Origin of the sequence: Paenibacillus sp. PAMC21692 (genome assembly GCF_014303795.1) — a bacterium.
GTDB lineage: Bacteria > Bacillota > Bacilli > Paenibacillales > Paenibacillaceae > Pristimantibacillus > Pristimantibacillus agaridevorans.
In genome coordinates this window covers 7,562,189-7,582,898 of the sequence record NZ_CP060293.1, presented here as the reverse complement: position 1 = coordinate 7,582,898, position 20,710 = coordinate 7,562,189, and the positions used below count along the sequence as shown (strand labels likewise).

General features: G+C 54.3%; 16 protein-coding genes. 12 read left to right on the top strand and 4 right to left on the bottom strand.

The window, feature by feature from the left end; all coding sequences use genetic code 11:
- Positions 1-13: 13 nt before the first annotated feature.
- The 4 genes from H7F31_RS30275 (at position 14) to H7F31_RS30260 (ending at position 3,396) form a co-directional block, all read left to right on the top strand.
- Entirely contained in the window at positions 14-1,015 is a 1,002-nt protein-coding gene (locus H7F31_RS30275; RefSeq protein ID WP_261800189.1) for an acetylxylan esterase, read from the top strand.
- Between the two features lie 27 nt (positions 1,016-1,042).
- Entirely contained in the window at positions 1,043-1,486 is a 444-nt protein-coding gene (locus H7F31_RS30270) for an SRPBCC family protein (protein WP_179215913.1), read from the top strand.
- 70 nt (positions 1,487-1,556) lie between these two features.
- Positions 1,557-2,849: an MFS transporter gene (locus H7F31_RS30265; RefSeq protein ID WP_187101852.1), complete on the top strand. Its 1,293-nt coding sequence runs from the start codon at positions 1,557-1,559 to the stop codon at positions 2,847-2,849.
- A 193-nt stretch (positions 2,850-3,042) separates the two neighbouring features.
- Positions 3,043-3,396, top strand: a complete 354-nt coding sequence (locus H7F31_RS30260) for a hypothetical protein (RefSeq protein WP_261800188.1) — start codon at positions 3,043-3,045, stop codon at positions 3,394-3,396.
- An 843-nt stretch (positions 3,397-4,239) separates the two neighbouring features.
- Here H7F31_RS30260 and H7F31_RS30255 read toward each other — a convergent pair.
- On the bottom strand, positions 4,240-4,917 hold the full coding sequence (locus H7F31_RS30255) for a DUF2306 domain-containing protein (RefSeq protein WP_187101851.1): 678 nt from the start codon (positions 4,915-4,917) through the stop codon (positions 4,240-4,242).
- Positions 4,918-5,212: 295 nt separating this feature from the next.
- The gene (locus H7F31_RS30250; protein WP_187101850.1) at positions 5,213-6,823 is read right to left on the bottom strand and encodes a copper amine oxidase N-terminal domain-containing protein; all 1,611 of its coding nucleotides are present in this window, start codon (positions 6,821-6,823) and stop codon (positions 5,213-5,215) included.
- A 136-nt stretch (positions 6,824-6,959) separates the two neighbouring features.
- On the opposite strand from H7F31_RS30250, the gene H7F31_RS30245 reads away from it, so the two are divergent.
- Complete coding sequence (locus tag H7F31_RS30245) at positions 6,960-7,319, top strand: Lin0512 family protein (protein WP_087571869.1); 360 nt, start codon at positions 6,960-6,962, stop codon at positions 7,317-7,319.
- A gap of 49 nt (positions 7,320-7,368) precedes the next feature.
- Here the strand turns inward: H7F31_RS30245 and H7F31_RS30240 are convergent, their stop codons facing one another.
- Positions 7,369-8,517: an acyltransferase gene (locus H7F31_RS30240; RefSeq protein ID WP_187101849.1), complete on the bottom strand. Its 1,149-nt coding sequence runs from the start codon at positions 8,515-8,517 to the stop codon at positions 7,369-7,371.
- Positions 8,518-8,625: 108 nt separating this feature from the next.
- Here H7F31_RS30240 and H7F31_RS30235 point away from each other — a divergent pair, with 108 nt between their 5' ends.
- Complete coding sequence (locus tag H7F31_RS30235; RefSeq protein WP_187101848.1) at positions 8,626-10,557, top strand: FAD-dependent oxidoreductase; 1,932 nt, start codon at positions 8,626-8,628, stop codon at positions 10,555-10,557.
- Between the two features lie 576 nt (positions 10,558-11,133).
- Here H7F31_RS30235 and H7F31_RS30230 read toward each other — a convergent pair.
- Positions 11,134-12,855: an ABC transporter ATP-binding protein gene (locus H7F31_RS30230; RefSeq protein WP_187101847.1), complete on the bottom strand. Its 1,722-nt coding sequence runs from the start codon at positions 12,853-12,855 to the stop codon at positions 11,134-11,136.
- A gap of 239 nt (positions 12,856-13,094) precedes the next feature.
- Here H7F31_RS30230 and H7F31_RS30225 point away from each other — a divergent pair, with 239 nt between their 5' ends.
- The 6 genes from H7F31_RS30225 to H7F31_RS30200 all read left to right on the top strand — a co-directional run bounded on the left by H7F31_RS30225 (position 13,095) and on the right by H7F31_RS30200 (position 20,686).
- Positions 13,095-14,147, top strand: a complete 1,053-nt coding sequence (locus tag H7F31_RS30225) for a helix-turn-helix transcriptional regulator (RefSeq protein WP_187101846.1) — start codon at positions 13,095-13,097, stop codon at positions 14,145-14,147.
- A gap of 51 nt (positions 14,148-14,198) precedes the next feature.
- Positions 14,199-15,848, top strand: coding sequence for an AraC family transcriptional regulator (locus tag H7F31_RS30220; RefSeq protein WP_187101845.1), 1,650 nt, complete (start codon positions 14,199-14,201; stop codon positions 15,846-15,848).
- A 120-nt stretch (positions 15,849-15,968) separates the two neighbouring features.
- Positions 15,969-16,979 carry an ABC transporter substrate-binding protein gene (locus H7F31_RS30215; RefSeq protein ID WP_397374766.1) on the top strand — a complete coding sequence of 337 codons (1,011 nt, stop codon included), beginning with the start codon at positions 15,969-15,971 and terminating at the stop codon, positions 16,977-16,979.
- 24 nt (positions 16,980-17,003) lie between these two features.
- A complete protein-coding gene (locus H7F31_RS30210) occupies positions 17,004-18,011 on the top strand; it encodes a FecCD family ABC transporter permease (RefSeq protein WP_187101844.1) in 1,008 nt (335 codons plus the stop codon).
- A complete protein-coding gene (locus tag H7F31_RS30205; protein WP_187101843.1) occupies positions 18,004-19,026 on the top strand; it encodes a FecCD family ABC transporter permease in 1,023 nt (340 codons plus the stop codon). Before H7F31_RS30210 ends, H7F31_RS30205 begins: the two co-directional genes overlap by 8 nt.
- Positions 19,027-19,096: 70 nt before the next feature.
- Positions 19,097-20,686, top strand: coding sequence for an alpha/beta hydrolase (locus H7F31_RS30200; protein ID WP_261800186.1), 1,590 nt, complete (start codon positions 19,097-19,099; stop codon positions 20,684-20,686).
- The last annotated feature ends 24 nt before the right edge of the window (positions 20,687-20,710 follow it).

Sequence of the window (20,710 nt, the reverse complement as noted above, 5' to 3'; positions counted from 1 at the left end):
GGAAGCGGACTTTTTGAACAACCTCAATGAGGGGGAAGCGAAGGTAGTGGGTTATGTGGAACAAAAACGAAAAGAGTTGGAGAAGTATTTGCCGGAGTTAACAAGAAGGTCGGATTTCTTCGAGTTCTGGGAGGAGACCATTGCGGAGGCGCAAGAGGTGCCGCTTCGGCCGGAAAGAAAGGAAATAGACTACCCGATCCCGTCGGTGCGCGTATACGATATTTCGTACAACGGCATGGACGAGACGCGAATCCATGGATGGCTGATCTTGCCGGCCTTCCTGAGCAAGGAGAAATACCCTTGTGTCGTCCATTATCACGGTTTCAACGGCAGCAGGGGAAATCCTGTGGGCTACATGCACTTTGTTATGATGGGTATGGCGGTGCTTGCGGTCGATTGCAGGGATCAGGGCGGCAAAACGGGCAACAGCGCCCAGTATACGCATGGCTACTCGTCGAACGTGGCCTGTCGGGGCGTACATAATAAATACGAATATTATTTCCGCCATGTGTATATGGATTGTCTCAAGGCGATCGATTTCGCCTGCGCGCAGGAAGAGATCGACGCGGACCGCATCGTTATCGACGGAGGCAGCCAAGGAGGAGGACTAGGCATGGCGATCGCCGCGCTGGACAACCGCGCGAAGCTGGCCATGGTGGACGTGCCCAGCAACAGCAATATCGTCGCCCGCATCGAAGGAAACCACGGCGCGTTCGGCTCCGTGACGGAGTTTCTGCGCCATCATCCCGAGCTGACGGATCAGGTGATGGACAATCTCAGCTACTTCGATACGATGAATATGGCGGAGCGCATTCAGTGTCCCGTGCTGGCATCCGTTGCGCTTAAGGACGAGACTTGCCCTCCCCAAATGTATTATGCGACATACAATCGGATCGTCGGCGAGAAGGAGATCTTTCTCTATCCGTTCAACGGCCATGAGGGCGGGGGCTCCAAGCAGGCGGAAGTGAAGTTGGCGCATCTGCGCCGCCGCTTCCCGGACTGGTTCGAAGTTTAATTAATGAATGGAGAAGGAGAGCATCGGATGTCGAACATAACGGTCGAATGTTCCGTTTGGGTGGAAGCCGGTCCCGACCGGGCCTGGAGAGCGGTCACGAAGGATGAAGAATTGTCGTTATGGTATTCTCCCGGCTCGCCTTGGGATATCCCGCAATTGGAGGCAGGAGCCGAGCTGTGGTTCCACCACACGCCGAACGATTATCATGACGGCTCCGAGGTCGTCTCATTGAAGGCTGTTATCGAGAGAATCGAAGAGCGGTCGGAATTTTCCGTTCGCTGGGAATTCGATGGCGAGTTATCGGACATGGTTACTTCGTTCCTGGTGAAGGAGGAGAAGGGCGGATCGACGGTAACGATTCGCGAGACAGGTTACGAAGATGAAGCGGCGGCCGCGCAGACGGAAGAAGGCTACACCATGTCGCTTGCCAATCTGTATGCGTATTTGAGCGGGAGCGAGCTGCCTTATTGAGTGCGGGAGAACCGACATCATGATGGAAACAGAAAAATAATCTGGCCAAATCATGGGGGGCGGAAAAAGGATGGCACGAAACAGAGCGATCAATTCGCCATGGATGTATGCATTCGGGATGCTGGCAATGATGATTCCGAGCCATGCTTTTAGCGCTTTTTATGTGTTTTATTATATGGAAACACTGGGGCTTGCCATCGGTCTGGTGACGTTCGCGAGAACGGTGTTCATGATCTGGGATGCCGTCAACCAGCCTTTGGCGGGATACTTATCCGATCGGACGGATACGAGATTCGGACGAAGAAAACCTTGGCTGTACGTTTCCATTCCGCTCTTTTTCCTTATGTTCTATCTGGTGTTCGCGGTGCCGGAAGGGTTGTCCGAGACGGCTCTGTTCGTCTGGTTCCTGGTCGCGCTTGTGTTGTTCGAAGCAGTGGCGACGATTATATGGGTCAATTACGGCTCCTTGTTCCCGGAGTTATATAGAGGGAATACGCTGCGCAAGAAGGCTTCGGCCATTCAGCAAGGGTATCAGATCGTCGCGATTCTCATCGCTTCGGTCGCGGGACCGATTCTGTACGACGGCCTCGGCTTCGGCCCCATGGCACTTATATTCGGCGGCATGTTTGCTGTATTAATGATCCTGTTCCTTCGGTTTACGCAGGAGGACGAAGAAGCTCGCAAGACGCCGCGCATGGGGCTCAAGGAGTCGTTCGCGGCCACGGTGACCAATAAGCCGTTCTGGATTTTCAACATTGCCAATTCGTTCGCACAGACGGTGAACGGGTTGCTGAGCTCCATGATTCCCTTCTACGCCAAATACGTGCTGAAAGTGCCTTCGGAGCAAGTGGCCTTGCTGCTGGCTTCCATCTTCGTTTCCGTGATTCCGCTTGTTGCCGTCTGGTTCTGGATCATTAAAAGAATGGACAGCGTCAAAGCATGGCGATTGTCGCTGCTCGCTTACGCGCTGTCGGTCATCCCGTTATGGTTCGGAAGCAATCTCTTTACCGGAATTGCGGCGGGCGTATTGGTCGGCTTCGGCCTCGCTGGATTCCTGGTAACGCCGCCTGTCGTGAACAGCCATATTATCGATCTGGATTATGCAGAGACGGGAAGGCGCAGGGAAGGTATCTATACGGCGGTCAGCGGTTTCATTACGCGCTCCAGCGGCTTGATCTCGGTCCTTTCCGTCCTCGTTGTTGGCGTGCTGCTAGGCTACGAGAGCGGCGATAATCCCGGCGACAATCCGGAGTTGACGTTCCGCGTCCTCATCAGCGTGGTGCCGTTTGTTTTGCTGGTTATTTCGCTGGCGCTTTCTTCTTTCGTCCGATTGAAGCCGCTGCCAGACACTGAGCAGGCATAACAGGAACAGTCGGATTAGATCGGCTTCGCTTCTTGAACCGGATCGAGCGGAAAACGGGAAGTATCTGAAGCAGGACTTGTTGATTGTGTCATGCGTCAGCGCAATAGCCTCCATGATGGACTCGCGAATGCACTTGCAACCTCCGAAGACGTTATGATAGGGTAACGTAAGAAGAGAATCGGAGGAATGAGTCATGACGATAATGTACGAAATCACGATGGATTTGACTGCCGACTGGATCAAGACGGTAAAGGAAGTGCTGCGCGGTGCGGGTTACGAGATGGAGGAAGGCTTGCCGCCTTCCGAGGTTGCGGAGCATTACTTCCGCCTTTCTCTGCCCGATGATAGAGCGGAGGAGCTGGCAAGCGAGACGCTGCGGCGGCTAAAAGAAATGGAGTCGATCATCATCGACCACATGAACACGACGATCGTTCCCGACATTCGGCAACGCACCAAGTACGAGGGAAACACGTTCCACTTCAGTTGGGTTTATAACGAAGGCGAGCATATTATCGAGCTGAATTCGGAGTACCGGATTCCGATTTAGGCTAACGTTTATGTAGAGGGTGCGGCGTCGACTTTGGCGAGCGGTTCTCTGGAGAGCAGCGGCTTTTGCCGCATGGCCGGTGTGATAAAGTACGACAAGAAGCGTATCCTGCGGGATGCGCTTTTTGCTGCTATTATAGAAAAACATTAGCATTCTCCATACGTGATCGATCCTTCTCGAAATGAAACGCGCTGCGCTGCCAAAGGAAGGAGGGACGGAAGATGCACGTGAGGATGCACGAAAGTATGCACGAAAGTATGCACGGAGGGAGGAGCTGATGGAGGCACGGAAGGCTGCACGAAAGTATGCACGGAAGCAGTCGCGGAGGGATGCACGTGAGGATGCAAGGGGGGGAATTGACGGAAGGAGGCACGTATTCAACTAGCCTTCGGCTATATGCGCACATAATAGATACCGCATCGTGGAGTTTGCTTGATAACAATTGTACGAAAATACACAAATAGTACCAGGTGCATGCTTGTTTTCTATGAATTTGTACAAATATACATAAATTTAGGCTCGGAGAGCTCAAAAACGATGATGTGAAGCGAAAATTTGTGTATTTTCGTACAATTTACGGCTTTAGATGGGATTCCGTAAGTGAATTTGTGTAGATTTGTACAATTGTAGGGGAAAGCTGAGGATCGGCCAGCCGGCAACAACATAATGGAGGTTACAGCACCTACAGTTGGCAAGAACGTAATGGCAAGCACAGCGCCCGCAGCCGGCAACAACTTAATGGAAACCACAGCGCCCAGTTAGTGTTGCAATCAACGTACCATAAATCATTAGATGCGAGGGCTCAGGAGACCAAAGCCCTGCTGGTTGCGCGCCGTCCTCAGTCTACTTTTGAGGCTGTATTTCTCCCTTAATATAAGTCGAGGTGTTGGCAACACGGCTCGGCGCGTAAAAAATCGCGATGATAAGCTCGGCGATTAACAAGTTAAGCGCGAAAGCGGAGAAGACGCCGAACGTGTAGCTTGTCTCATGCGGAAGCCGCAGCCCTTGCTCTGCGAGGAACGTCATCGTGTGGACGAACACATTGGTGAAACAAAAGACATAACTGCGAACCATCGAACGGAGATGGCCGACGAGGTCCTTCTTTTTAATGCGCATAATAGCAATGACAGTGAAGGCCGGCCATACGATGTTCATCATATTATAAGCGACACTGACTGGTTTGCCGCCTGTTGAGTAGGGGGCCATGTAACCGGAAGTAAGGACAACGAGCATGACAGACACAACATAAATGTATCCGTTGACGCGGTGAAACCCACGGAATCGATTTCGAATGTATTTGGAGAAATTCATCGCCCCCGACGCAGTGGAAATCGTCGCGAACGCGACATGCACGTACATGACGTTTAGCCATACGGGGAGGTTGAGAACGCGGTCTATTCCTGTTTTGAGCGCGAGGAATTGCTCCGCCTGCGGGTCCAGGACGTAATTGTCCACCAGAACGTAGACGAGATAGAGAGATATCGTTACAAGCAAAAAGGCAAAAAGCCGCGAAGTTTTCATTTAAGGACCTGCCTCTCAAGCACGAATGAGTAATTCGCAAGCGGTGGCGCTTACGGATAATTTTACAGAGATGGTCACATTTTTAGTATAAATGAAGTGTACGTGAATATTTTCACGTAATGTTACAAAATAGGCACAATTTTTGAAATTTGTGCGTCCATGACCCCTTAGGTCGCGCATAAGTAGCTCGATCGAATGTTGGTGTTCGCGGAAGCGACACTGTTACAAAACAAACGAAAGCCCTTAAACAATCGGTATCGATATACCCGATACCGGCTGTTAAAGGGCAAATAGACTAGCGAATATTTTTCTCTTCCCAATTAATCTGCGCCGTGAAACGAAGCTGGCCGATCTCCTGCTCGTTCAAGGCAGGAGCTTCTGACGTCTCTCCGGTGTTCACCAGCACTAATCGCGATTGTTCGTTCCAGCTAATATGGGCACCGAATGTTTCCAGAACCATTCGTGCCGGAATATAGGTGCGGCCATTCACGATTGTTGCCGGAGCGCCTATCGTCTGCGATTTGCCGTTCACAAGCGCTAAGCCGGATCCAATAGTCATCTCTATTGTGACATCGCCTTTGCTGGCTGTTACTTTGCGTTTCGCCGGGTCCCACAGTACGGAAGCGCCAAGCTTCTCCAGCAGCTCGCGAAACGGCACAAGCGTGGAACCGTTGCGAATAACCGGTTCATCGCGAAGCGGGAGGAACTTGCTGTTCCATACGACGGCAGCATTGTAATCGATGGCGCTAGCTGGGGCTGTGAGATTAATCAGCCAATCGCTTGCTGGCGGTAAATCTCCGGCTGAGCCATCTGGGACAGGGACCAGCCATTCGCCTGTATGTGCATAAATGAAAGGATGATCGCCCCAGGGGGAGATCGGAACCTCGGGTTTGACGCGTAGTTGAAAGTAAAGCGAGGCCTGACCAGGCGAGTCGTCCAAATAAAGCTGCTCCAGATCAAACAAGGACAGCAGCCTCTTTTTTGCTATATCCCGGGGGTAGGCGGCAACGATCTCCTTAATCGGCGCAGAGGTGCTAGAGTTATGGTCCACGGCCCAATCTCCGTTGGCATGTATAGTATAGCTGGAATACGCTTTATACTGCGGTGGATAGTCGCCATCGTCCGTTGGCCAAAATCCCGGTTCGAGTACAGGCTCCACCTTGCGGTAAAACGTTGATGCCGCTTCCTCGAGTGTAATCATGTCATCTGGAGTAATAAATTCAGTATCTGACCAAGTCAGAGTATGTGCAACGACCTTGCCTGATTCCCGATCCACGTAGATGATGAACCGGTTATTATCATAACGAATGCCTTCAAAGGAACGAACAAACTCTACGCGATGGTAGACGCCTGTTTCGAACCTCAAGGAATAGTAGCTGTGCGGATAACGCCACAGCGTCCAATCCGTGTCCAGATCCCAGCCCTGGCTTTTGGTATATGCCTCCGCAATGGATACGGCTTCCGTGTAAGTAATGTTTTCCTCGCCCAGGAACTCTATCGGTACGTTGTCATCGTGGACGGACACTCTGCCCAAACGTTCATCCAAACTGACAGGAAGCCCCGTCTCTGCGTTTAAACCGATCGTCCCTTCACGATCCCAATCTAACATCGTGTATTGAATTGTCCAAATATCGTTGGCTAGTCTAGCCGTATAATGGTCTGCTTGCTGCGGTATCAGCTTTAAAGCAATCGCTTGGTTAATCGCGGCGCTCTCTGTATCCAGTTTCTTGATGGGACTCTTGTCGTGGGCGATCGCTGCAAGCGTGGCAACTTTGGCTGATTGCTCGGTGTTGCCGTTTACGGCCAAAGCTCCAGCTTCATGGCTAGCGCCTGCGTACGAACTGAGCAAGAGCGTCACGAATACAGCCGCCGCCAAGACCCGGGCATTTCTTTTGCTTGTTTCCAAGGATTCCACTCCCCGCCACAATAAATAAATATTACCAATTATTAAGACGTCAATTATGCAGGAAGGTTGCGATCTGCCATCTGCAAAGTTACGATAGTGATAGTGTTTTATGAAGCTGAGAAGGGAAGAGGCGGCAATGGATAAAATGATGTTCGTAGAAATCGGAATGGGAATCGACCTGCATGGGCAAAACGTGACCAAGGCGGCGGTGCGCGCCGTGCAGAACGCCATCCATCATAATTCGATGCCGGGTATTCGGTCCGTGCTTCCTGGCGGCGATCTGGCCAATATGAAGGTGAACGTTAGGCTGGCGGTGCCTGCTGATAGAGAGAAGCTTGACCTGGAGAGGGTCAGAGAAGAGCTGCCTTACGGACAAGTTACATTCGAAGTTGTGGACGGAGGCATGCTGACAAGCAGCGGTATTTTGCTCACGGACAAGGATGACGTCAATGATCTGGCATATGTCGTCATCGCGTCCGTGGAGGTTGGCTATTAGCTTTTGAAAATGGGAGCGGCGAGTCGCTTCGACGGCTCGCCGTTATTATTCAGCGCGCTTGTTTAACTTCATTGCTGCCTAACACAATCCATGCCAATGGGATGTAACGCTGCGCGAAGGCGACGATTGCCCAAGTGCCGAATAAAGCCAGCAGGAAGCCGACAATGTACCAGATATGGTAGAGATAAGGTTCGGCGTGCAAGGGACGAAGCTCGCGATATGCGGCCAGCAGAAGCGGATGCAGCAAATAGATGCCGAAGGCATACGGACTAAGCTTCTTCAGGAAACGTACAACGCGCGTATGCGTCCATCTGGTCTCCAGGATTAAGGCTCCGTAAGTCAACGTCAGAGCAGACAAATAGGCGTAAATGCTCCCCGCGAAGTAGAATGTCCACGTTTGGGGCGTAATCGTATTTATTCTAAATTTGTACCACAAGACGATGTAGGCAAGCCCGGAAGCAAGCCAGCCTCCCCAGAGCAGAGCTAGCCCGAATCGTTGAACGAGACCCCCGCGTAACGAAACAATTGCAGACCGGATCTCGTCATACTTTATGCCGACGAATACGCCCAACATGTAATAACCGAAGTAGGATAGAAACCAGCTGGCGGCATTCGGAATATCCACGAATTGGCCCGCGATATAGAAGGCAGCTTGTACGGCAATCCCGAACGGAATTCCCCAAGAAACAAGACGAGGGAATGCCTGAAGCAGTCGCAGAACGAACGGGAACAGCGCATAGAACTGAATGATGATAAAAATATAATAAAAATGAGCGTAAGCGGTCCCCGTTGCCAGCTTTTCGAGAAAATCGGGCAGGAGGGAGGCTTGAAGATCCCATCCGGCTCTCGTAACCTCGACGGCGATATAGTAGATTGCCGAACATACAGTATATGGTATAATGATTTGGGTCGCCCGTTTCCTATAAAAGGAAATAAATGTCTGTCCAGTGAAAGGCATGTTGCCGTATCGCTTGAACAAAACAAGACTGCTCAGAAACAGAAAAACGGGAACGGCGAAATTCATTCCGATATTCGCGGCGATGTACAGGAAGTAGGCGACTGGCGAAGAAGCAGTCATTTCGATGGTGGCGAAGGATGTGGAGTGAATGGCAATGACGGCAATAATGGCGAATGCTCGCAGCAGATCAAGCTCTGCAATCCGCGATTGCGGCTTCGGAACTGTAATGTTGGAATTCATGAATACCCCCGACAGGTGATGTTCTTATATTTTCCATTTAAGCCAAAGTCAATTGTCATCGACAATTAGTCCCGTGTCAAGCGGGGAGTTGCAGGAGGAACCTATACAATGATGCGCAAGAAAAGAACGGCACTACTTACGGCGATATTATTAATTGTCGTCATTGCGGCGGCAGCGGCAGGCTGGATCTGGTACAAGGAACGGAATAACACGGTGAATCGGCATGAGCCTCAGGCTTTGTTGCAAGTCGAATCCATCACTCAGCCCGAAGACAACTATGATGTCATCGTGGCGGGCACGGATCCCGAGGGCATCGTGGCTGCCATTTCCGCGGCGCGAAACGATCAGCGCGTATTGCTGGTCGATGGGCGGAATCGCGAAATTCTGGGCGGACTCATGACGCTGGGCTGGTTGAATTCGCTGGATTTGAACTATTCGCCGGAGCAGTCCAAGTTGTCCGGCAAACATAATTTTCTCAACAAGGGGATCTTTCAGGAATGGTACGACATGATCGAAGGGACTTCGTTCGACGTCAATACGGCGGCTAACGCGTTCTACGAGCTAGTGAAGGCGGAGCCGAATATCGATCTCCTCATGAAGACGAAGTTCCTGGAGCCCATCATGGAGACGGGCAACAAAGGCTCGGGCCAAATGATTACGGGGCTTCGCCTGGAAACAGAAGGCGGCGTAGAATATGCCGTTCGTGCTGGAGCGGTCATTGATGCGACGCAGGACGGAGATATCGCCGCCGCGGCGGGCGTTCCGTATTCGGTGGGGCGCGAGGATATCGGCAGGCCGCAAGACCAGCAGGCCGTCACGCTTGTTTTTAAGATGAGCGGCGTGACCCAGCAGGTGTGGGATTCCTTCGCGAACATCGGCGACGGCACGGGCATCGACAGCATGAGCGCATGGGGGTTCATAAAGTCGAGGGAATACGTCTCTTCGAATCCGGAGCGGGTCGGCATTCGGGCATTGAACGTAGGCAGGCAAAACGACGACACGATACTGATCAACGCGATGCATATTTTCGGTATTGATCCGCTGAATCCGGAATCCGTGCAGGAAGCGCTTGAGATTGGAGCCAAAGAAGCGCCTCTGATCGTGGATTATCTTAAGAAGACGTACAAGGAGCTTAAGGACGTCGAGTACGCGGGCGTGGCACCGGAATTGTACGTGCGGGAGACTCGTCATTTTGAGGGCGAATATCGTCTGACCGCTGTCGACGTCGTGGACAACCGCGACTTTAAGGATGCCATCGCCTACGGTTCTTACAGAATCGATATCCAGCGGCTTAACGCGCAGGATCAAGGGGCCATCGTCGCGGCGCCGGAACGATACGGCGTGCCGTTCCGCGCTATCGTGCCGCTTGCGGTGGACAACCTTCTTGTCGTCGGTCGCGCAGCCAGCTTCGATACGATTCCGCACGGAAGCGCCCGCGTCATCCCGCTGGGCATGGCGACCGGCGAGGCGGCAGGCGCCGCGACGAAGCTGGCAGCGGAGCTTGGCTTGTCGTTCCGCGAGCTGTCGCGTTCGGAAGCGGATATCGCGGAGCTGCGCAAACGTTTAATGGCACAGGGCATGGAGCTTGCGCCGGTCAAATTCGAGACGCCGGAATATGCCAAACACAAACATTATCAGGGGCTGCTGGCCGCCGTAAGCATGGCGCTGACGTTCGGCGGCGATCATAACGAAACCTTTAACCTTGACGGCATCGCAACGGCGGGTCAATTCGCCAATATCATGCAGACGGTTAAGATCGCTCATGCCGATCACTTCCTGGGCAATCCGTACGTGGCCATCGCCGACCTCGAAGAACCGGCCAAGCTGCCGCTTACGTTGGAGCAACTGGCTTACACCATCGCGCTGACAACGGATTTGTCTGTTACGCCGGAGTCCGCACTCGACGATGTCGTCTCCAAAGGATGGCTTGCGGAGACAACGTTGTCGGATATCGAGGATTCCCAAGAGCTAAAGGTGGGGGAGGTTTTCTCGCTGGTTCGGGATCTGATGGAGTTTTACGTTGGGAAGGTTTATAGCTAGTTTCATTTATTTGAAAATCTCGAGCGGATTGTACGTTTTCGTGCAATTCGCTTTTTTTTTGCGGTGCGCCGAGCATGGGCGTTGGGTAGGCACATGCGCGTGGGTCTTGCTAATCTGAACGGTGAGGTTGCACTGGCGGATGTTCAGCCGATGAAATCTAACGGAAATTAGCGATCCAATACTAAACAGGGGACTGTCCCTAAGTCATTTACGACTATTGGACAGCCCCATGTTCAATTGTTGGAAAGACTATTATTCTGGCATTCCTTCTCCATTTTTCACATCGTCCGCTGCAGCTATTTTACGGAATAGATGGAAATTCTCCATCTAATTTCGAGGGAAATGGCTTTTTAGCGTATATAGATGGAAATTCTCCCTTTATTTCTGGGGATTTGCGCCACATCCGTTTGTTCGCAGTTAATTAGAGGGCAGTTTTCCCTATAATATCGTAAAACGCCAGCTCAGAAATCAAATAAGGGGCAATTATCCTTTTAATGTCGCCCATCAGCCCATCAACCCAGCATCCTGTCGGCCCGTCAATCTGTCAGCCCTTGCTGATGCAGAAGATGCAGCTTTTCAGCCCGTCAGCCCCTGCTGATGCAGCCGGCGGTAGATGCCATCCCGGCCGATCAGCTCTTCATGCGTGCCGCTCTCGGCGATGCCTTGCTCGGCCACGACGAAGATGCGGTCAGCGTTGCGGACGGTGCCTAGCCTGTGGGCAATGACCAGCGTGGTGCGTCCTTTGGACAGTTCGGCCAGAGCTTGCTGGATGGAAGCTTCCGTCTCCGTATCAAGCGCCGACGTAGCTTCGTCCAGGATCAGGATCGGCGGATTTTTCAGGAAGATGCGGGCAATGGACAGCCGCTGCTTCTGTCCGCCGGACAGCTTGACGCCGCGTTCGCCGATCAGCGTATCGAGTCCGTCCGGCATGGAGTCAATCATCTCCGCGAGCTGGGCGCGTTCCGCAGCCTGCCGGATCTCCTGCTCGCTTGCGCCGAGCCGGCCATATTCGATATTTTCGCGAATCGTTCCGTCGAACAGGAATACATCCTGCTGCACAATGCCGATCTGCTCGCGCAGGCTGCGCAGCGGCATATCGCGAATGTCCAGGCCATCGATCATAATTTGCCCTCCCGCAATGTCGTAAAAGCGGGGCAGCAGACTGCAAAGCGTGGATTTGCCGCCGCCCGACGGCCCGACCAGCGCGATGGTTTCGCCGGCGCGAATGTCCATGCTCAGATTGCTGACGATCGACTTGTCCGACTCATAACCGAAGCTTACGTTCCGATACACGATATCGCCGCGGAGTTGGCCGATGCTGCGTGCATTGGGCTTCTCCTTTACGTCGGGCTCGGTATGAATCAATTCCTCGTAGCGGCGGAAGCCCGCGAGCCCCTTGGGTATCGTCTCGATCAGGGAATTGATCGTGCGGATCGGTCCCAGGAAGACGTTGGAGAGCAGGATGAACGCCATGAAGTCGCCATTGCTCATTCTTCCTTCAATGACGAACCAGGCTCCGCAGACGATGACGAACAGGGAAACGAACTTCAGCATGACGAAGCTGATAGAGGAATGCCAGGCCATAACCTTGTACGTGATCAATTTGGTCAAGCGGAACTGATTGTTGTTCTGGCTGAACTTCTCTATCTCGAACGGCTCGTTGGCGAAAGCCTGCACGACCCGCATGCCGCTGACGTTATTTTCGACGCGCGCGTTATAATCGGCGATGTCGCTGAACATTTTTTTGAAGGCCGCGTTCATCTTGCGGGAGAAATGCAGCGATACCCAGATCATAAGCGGCACGATGACAAACGTTAGGAGAGCCAGCTGCCAGTTGATGCCGAGCATGATGCCCAGAGCGCCGAGCAGCGTCATGACGGCGATAAACAGATCCTCGGGAGCATGGTGGGCGACCTCGCCCATATCCATGACATCGTTGGTCATGCGGGAGACGAGATGTCCGGTTTTGTTGTTGTCGAAGAAACGGAACGACAGCTTCTGCACCCGCTTGAACAGATTGCGGCGCATGTCCGTCTCGATATTGATGCCGAGCTTGTGTCCATGATAGGTGACGACAAAATGAAATACGGAGCTCAGTAAATAGATCCCGAGCAAAATAAGTCCGGCCCACAGAATCGACATCCAGTTGCCCTTGGGAAGCAAGTCGTCGATGATGATATTGATAGCCATCGGGAATGTCAGCTCCAGCAGCGCGGCCATGATGGCGCTGCCGAAAGCAAGGGTGAAAAGCCACTTGTAGGGCTTGTAATACGAGAAAAAACGACGTAAAGTCTGCACGCGCTTATCTTCCTTCCTTCTAAAGGTAGTTCAAAAAAATAAATGATTCAAAGCTATAATAGGTTGTTGTCATCGAGGAAGTCAATCGCTGACGAAAGGCTCCTGGACAAGTGGAAAAGAGAAGCGAAAGCCCGGAACATCCGCATTTTATTAGATTTATAGCTGTTAATGATAATCAAAATCAGTTAAAATCAGCATAGAACTATATCACTTTGGCATATTGTGTGGAGGCAGAAGGTATGGGGAAGTCAATCGGAAAAGCGAATGCGAGGATAGACGTGGGAAGTTCGAAGGCGAGAAGGACAAGCTTTATTCAAGACGAAAAAGGGATGTTTGTCGACGGTCTTGAATCAATGGCCCGGCAATTCGGGATGCAAAGGCGCCGCTTTGGAAACGGATGGTGTTACGACATGCCGGAGAGCCGGGGAGAAGGCTGGATCATACAGATGAGCCCCGAGCCAGGTTTGTTTTGCGTCAGTGCATGGTTTTCAACGACAACAAGTCTGTCTTATACATTCGACACGGACAAGCCCTGTCTATGGCTGTTCAGCGTCAGCAAAGGACGAATAACGATATCCGGACAAGGCCGGAGCGACCGGGAGCTGAAGCCAATGAATCAGGTCGTGGCGAGCTCGGGAACGCCGGTTGCGATTCATTATTCCGATGAGGAACTTATATGCTTCGACGCGATGATCGTGTTCGAAGAATATATCCACGGCAGACTGCTTGCGGGCGGCGGCCCGGAGACTGCTTTTAAACCAGGCGAAGCCCGGCTATGGACGGAGCCTCAGATCAATACGCCGGATGTGCTGCTCGCGATGGATGAGCTGAAATGGTCGATACGGAAGGCTGTAACGCCGCTGCCTTATTACTATTTTAAATGCGGGGAAATTCTGATGCTGATCAAGCGCAATCAGGAACAACCGGAGCTGATCGACAAGAGGCGCGCCGACCATGTGACGTGGGACAATAAGCAGCGCATCTTCAAGGTTAAAGATGCAATCGACCGAAACATGTTGGAGCCGCCCGACTTATCTCGTCTGGCTGCGCTTGCGGCGATGAGCGAGAGCAAGCTGCGGCGTTCGTTCAAGCTGGTTTACGGCGTGACGATCGCCGCTTATGTCCGCGAGGGCAAGATGCAGCAAGCGATGCGGATGCTGGCCAAGGATGAGATGAGCATCCGGGATATCGCGAGAGCCTGCGGGTACGAATGCGCCGGACGCTTCTCCGCCGTATTCCGCAAGATACATCATATTACGCCGAGCCAATACCGCAAATCATTTGATCTATGATCGGACTGGGAGAACAAGTCATGACCATACGACATAGGGGAGGGAGCAGCGATGTTGAAAACAGCAAGGAACGGGGGCGTGCCGCTGGAGCGGCTTCGGGTGCGGTTGATCGATGTTGAACTGTTTGCCGGGGCGGAAGGAGAAAGGATGGAGCGGCAATTAACGCTGCTTCCCGCGCTCATCGTGCCGATTCGCGGCGAGGGCGAGCTGGAACTGGATGCCGGATCGCTGAGATTGGTACGAGACCGCGCTTACCCGGTGCGTCCGGACAGCACATTCGGCCTGCTGTCGGATCGGGGCGGCGAGCTGGCAGCGGCCATTTTGCACTTCGAGGCGACAATCGAATCCGGTAAGGAGCAACTGCCCCTCGCGGCTCTGCCGGCTGCGCATCTGATCGAAATGTTGTTCGAAGGCAAGGATGAGCTGAACGTTCCCGTGAAAGGAAGGCTCGCCCACTTATGCCGCTCCATCTATGAGAATTGGCGAAGCGAAGACGGTCTTAAGAGATGGCGGGCGGAGCTTGATATGAACGAGCTGATCTATTCGCTGCTGTCGGCGGAGAGGGTTGGCAGCAAGGCGTCGACCGAGTCCGCTCTGGAGAGGTCGAAGGCTTTCATGGAGGAACGGTTCCATGAAGACTTATCTATTGAGCGTCTGGCTTCCATTGCGAAGCTGAGTCCGAAATATTATGTGGATGCGTTCAAAAAGACGTACGGCGTCAGCGCGATCGACACCTTGACGAACATTCGAATGAACCGTGCGAAAAAACTGATGCTCCATTCCGGGCTGCGGATGAAGGAGGTGGCTCATCAGGTCGGCTTTGCCGACGAGTTTTACTTCAGCCGCAGGTTCAAGAAGTTCGCCGGCATGTCACCCACGGCTTATATGAAGTCTCGCAGCAAGAGAATCGTCGTATACGGCTCCTCCTCGATCATCGGCTATATGCTGGCTCTCGGCATTATTCCGTATGCGGCCCCGTTGCATCCGAAGTGGACGAAGCTGTACATCGAGCGTTACGGGGCGGATATTCCGGTTCATCTGGACGCCTTCCGCCAGAATCATCGCCGCATGGCGAATATCGAGCAGCTCGTCGGAACAAAGCCGGAGCTGATCGTATGCGCCAACGAAACGGAGGACTGGGAGCGGCAGCGGCTTGCGAAGATTGCGCCTGTGTTCTTGTTGCCTTCCGAGGAGACTGGCTGGGAGTCCGTTCTGCTTGCGTTAGCCGCCAGGCTGGACGCCGAGGCCGAGGCACGGCAGTGGATTCTCGACTACGAGCGAAAAGCGGAGGAGCGATGCTTCCTCGTTCGCACTGGAACGCTAGGACCAGGGCGCAACGTTCTGCAAATCCGCCTAGTCAAAGACCGACTGTACCTGGATTGCAGCTCGACGTTTCACGATGTGATGGTGAAAGGCTTGGGCTTCACATCGCTGCATCCTTATATGCCTTCGGATCACGGTCGTCCGATTACGCTGGAGGAGCTCGGCAGGCTGGACGCCGATTGGGCGTTCATGCTGATCCGCAAGGAATCCGAGACGCTTGAACGGTGGAGAACGCTGCGCGAATCGTCGGATTGGCAGGCGCTCCCCGTAGTGAGGGACAACCGGCTCAGACTGCTGCCCTCCGATCCATGGCGGGAATATTCGCCGATTGCAATCGAGCGGTGTCTGGAGATGGCGTTTACTATGATAGTTGAGTAATCTGGATTATTTCCATGTTCGATCTGGATATAATCCATGGTCGAAACAGCATTCATATCCTATAATCGCTAATGATAATCAATATCAATTAGAGAAACAGGAGAGGTGCTGGCAATGAAGTTGAAAAATGGTATGGCGGGTCTTATGCTGCTGCTTACGTTGTCGCTTGCGATAACGGCTTGCGGGGGAGGAAATAACGGCAACAACGAGCCGGCGGGGAGCCCGGCGGCAACGGAGACGGCAACGGCCGAAGCAACGGTGCAGCCTACGGAAGAAACGGCGACAGGCACGCAGGTCATTAAATATTTGGACCAGGAATATGAAATTCCGGCGAACGTAGAACGAATCGTAATCACGGGCGCGGTAGAAGCAATGGAAGACTCCATCGTGCTCGACGTGAAGCCGGTTGGCGCGATTTCGTTCGGCGGCGAATTCCCGGCGCTGTTCCAGTCGATCACGACGGATGCGGTATCGGTGGGAGAGAAGACGGAGCCGAACTTCGAGCAAATCCTGTCTCTGAAGCCGGATGTCATCTTGGGCTCCACAAAGTTCCCTGCCGAAGTAACGGAGAAGCTGGCGACAATCGCGCCTACAATTCTGTATTCACATATCTCGACGAACTGGGAAGCAAATCTGAAGTTGCTGGGCCAGCTGAGCGGCAAGGAAGCGCAGGCGGAAGAAGAAGTAGCGAAATACAAGGCCGATCTCGAAGCGGCGAAGTCGCAGCTTGGCGACAAGCTAAAGGACCAGAAGGTCGCGGTCGTTCGTATTCGCCAAGGCGGCAAAATGTTCATCTACCCGACGAACGTATATTTTAACCCGATCCTGTACGAGGAACTGGGACTGACGGCTCCGGATGCGGTCGCCGCGGCGAAAGCGCAGGAAGAGATCACAACCGAGCAGCTTGCCGCGATCAATCCAGACTTTCTGTTCCTGCAGTTCGAGCCGACGGAGAACGCGGACGCTCCTAAAGCCCTGGAAGATTTGCAGAACAATCCAATCGCCAAGACGACGGAGGCGTTCAAGAACGGCAATCTCTTCATCAACGTTGTCGATCCGCTCGCGCAAGGCGGCACGGCTTATAGCAAGATCGAATTCCTGAAGGCGGCCGTAGCCAAGCTTACTCCATAACCGAATCCGATAAGGCGTGTGAATATGCGACACAACAACGTACTGCCGGCAGTCATCCTCGTGATGGCGCCGGCAGCAGCCCTGCTATTGATCATTTTGTCCATTCTGTACGGTTCCAAGAATATTACGGCTCTTACGGTATGGCAGGCCGTCGCCCACTTTGACCCGGATAATGTCGATCACCAGATCATCCGCCATGCCCGGCTTCCCCGCGCGGTCGGGGCTCTGTTCATCGGCGCGGCGCTTGCCGTGTCCGGGGCGCTTATGCAAGGAATGACGCGCAACTACCTCGCTTCGCCATCGATCATGGGCGTCTCCGACGGCTCGGTGTTGCTGGTGACGTTCGCGATGATTTTCCTGCCCTATTCGGGTTCGACGGGGCTCATTATCGTCTCGGTGATCGGCTCTGCGCTCGGTGCGGGGCTGGTGTTCGGCTTGGCCTGGCTTATTCCGGGTGGCCTGTCGCCGGTCAAACTAGCCATTCTCGGCACGATCGTCGGCACCTTCCTGAGCGGCGTATCGGCTGCTGCCGCGAGCTACTTTCAGTATTCGCAGAGCGTCAGCTTCTGGTACAACGCCAGGCTCCATCAAATAGACCCCGAGCTGCTAATGATCGTGATTCCGTTCGTGGCGGCCGGGCTTCTGCTGGCGCTTTGTCTGGCGAAGTCGGTGACGGTGTTGTCGCTCGGCGAGGATATAGCCTCCGGTCTTGGACAAAGGACGGCGCTGACGAGAGGACTCGTTATTCTCGCCGTCGTGGTGCTCACCGGAGCTGCCGTTGCGCTGGCGGGAAAAATCGCCTTCATCGGCCTGATCGTCCCGCATCTGGCGCGATTTCTTGTCGGAGTCGATTATCGGCGCATCATACCGTTATCCGCCGCGATGGGCGCCCTGTTTCTCGGGCTGTGCGATCTGATCTCGCGTTTCCTGAACGCGCCATTCGAGACGCCGATCGGCGTCGTGACGGCATTGTTCGGCGTTCCGTTCTTCCTCTACCTGATCAAGACGAGAGGAGGCGGCAAACATGCGTAGCGGTTCGTCCATCCGGATAGGCGCGGCGTTCGGCGGGACGGCGCTTGTTATTCTTGCCGCGATGTACCTGAGCGTAACGAACGGCATGTTCGATATGTCCGTGCTCGACGTGGTGAAGACGCTGCTTCGCATTGACCCCGTCCGTGAGCATGATCTTGTCGTGTTCGAGTTCCGTCTGCCCCGGATCGTGTTGGCCATGCTGGTCGGCGCCGCGCTCGGCATGGCGGGCAACGTCATTCAAGGCGTCACGCGGAACGGGCTTGCCGATCCCGGCATTCTTGGCATTAACGCCGGAGCGGGGATGACGGTCGTCCTGTTCATGTTTCTGACCCAAGGAGCGATAGCGGCGTCGGGTTGGCTGGGCGTCATGCTCAAGCCGATGTTCGGCCTCGCGGGAGGTCTGCTCGCAACCGCCCTGATTTATCTGTTCGCGAGGCATAACGGCAGCCTGGATCCGCAACGCCTTATTTTGGTGGGAATAGCGATCGCTTCGGGATTTGGGGCGGTTACGATTTTTGTTTCGCTTAAGATGAATCCGAACGACTTCGAGATGGCCGCGGTGTGGCTCGCCGGGAGTATCTATAGCGCCAACTGGAAGTTCGTCGTGACGATGCTGCCGTGGCTGCTTGCGATGCCGATCTTGTTGTGGAGACGGTCGCGGGTGTTGGACCTATTGCAACTGGGCGAACCGACGGCTGGAGGACTCGGAGTGAACGTGGAGAGGGAGAAAAATATTTTGCTCGCCTGCAGCATCGCGCTCGTCAGCGCCTCCGTTGCCGTGTCGGGAAGCATCGGCTTCGTAGGGCTGATCGCTCCGCATTTGGCTCGAAGGCTTGTAGGAGAGCGCCATAGCGCAACGTTGCCGCTCAGCGGACTGATCGGGACGGCGATGGTCGTCGTCGGCGATTTTATCGGCAAGACGGTGTTCGCCCCGGCGGAACTCGCGGTCGGCATCGTTATATCGATTATCGGCGTTCCTTATTTTGTGTTTTTGCTCATCCGGGCCAGACGATGAAGGCGAACAAGCGAATGGCCAGCGGTACTAATTTACCCCGTCCGAGCGGCAGGCGGGCGAATACGGGAGCGTGCGATCATTGAATTGGTTTCGGAATATGGAGGCGAACGGCCGCCAACTTACCATACTCCTGCCTCCGTCCTATGAGACGGAGGCAGGACGCGACCGGCGATATCCGGTCGCCTACGTGCAGGATGGGGGCGATTTGTTCCAGCTTGTAGCCAATCAGCTGCAGCATTTGACCCTGCAAGGAAAACTGCAAGAGGTGCTTTATGTCGGCGTACATACGCCGAATCGCAACGATGAATATACGCCGTGGCCGGCGCCGCCGCTGCTGTCGGCGTATCCGGCGTTCGGCGGCGGCGCGCGCGCCTACCTGGACGAACTCGCGGACATGGTGAAGCCGTTCGTCGACGGGCAATTCAGGACGAAGCCGGAGCGGGAGCATACGGCGTTGATCGGTGGATCCTTCGGCGGCCTGGTATCGTTGCTTGGCGGCTTATGGCGGCCGGATTCATTTGGACTGCTAGGCCTGTTGTCGGCTTCTTTCTGGTACGAAGGCGTTATGCCATACTTGCGGGACAACGGCGCGCCTCGCGACGACTTGCGAATCTATATGTCGGTGGGGGACGCAGAGGGTATTTACAAGGCGAATATTCAGCGCCATATGGTAGAAGCAACGCTGGAAGCGCGCCGATTGTGGCAGGAGAAGGGTTTCCCGGACGACCGTCTGCGCTTCCGTTTGGAGGAGGGCGGCACGCATGACGCGCTCTGCATGGCGGGCAATCTCCCGCGGGCGCTGCAGTGGCTGTTCGCCCCGGCGGCGAAGGAGGCTGTCGCGGCGTTAAAGCCGGTTATGTCCCGCGAAGCGAACGGCTATGCCGTCCCGCGTACCGAGCAACACGAAATCCAGTCGCGTCGTATCGGGAGAAGGTATCGTATTTTCATCTCGATACCGGCGGGCGATCCCCCGCCGGAAGGTTTCCCGGTGTTGTACACGCTGGACGCCAACGCGTCGTTCGCTTCCATCGCGGAAGCGGTGCGTCTGCAGGTACGCGGACCGCAAGGGATTTGCCCGACCATCGTGGTCGGCATCGGCTATGACGCCGAAGGACCGATCGTGTCCGAGAAACGATTTCTCGACTATACGGACCATGCCGATCCATCGGAGCTTCCCGTTCGACCGGATGGCTCCGATTGGCCGGTTACCGGCGGTGCGACGGCTTTTTCCGATTTTATCGAAGAGGAACTGAAGCCTGCGATCGAAGCGTTGTACCCCGTCGACCGCACGAGGCAGACGCTGTTTGGCCACTCTCTTGGAGGGTATTACGTGCTGCGGACGCTTGCGGAGAACCCGGACAGCTTCCAGACTTACATTGCGGGCAGTCCGTCCATCTGGTGGAAAAATCACGCGTTGCTGGATCGGTTGCCGGAGCTCGAACGGAGGTTGTCGTCGGGGGAAGTCCGCGCGGCGCTCTTAATCGGGGTCGGCGGCCGGGAGAAGGCCGGTATGGTGGAGGATGCGGAGCAGTTATACCAGCGGCTGCTTCCGTTGGCGGCGGAAGAGGGGCGGCTGCGACTCTCGTTCCGCAAATTCGAGGAGGAGGGCCATGTTTCGGTCATCCATCCGCTCATCAGCGAGATGCTCAGGTTCATTTAAAAGAGTGGAATATAGCAGTCTAAA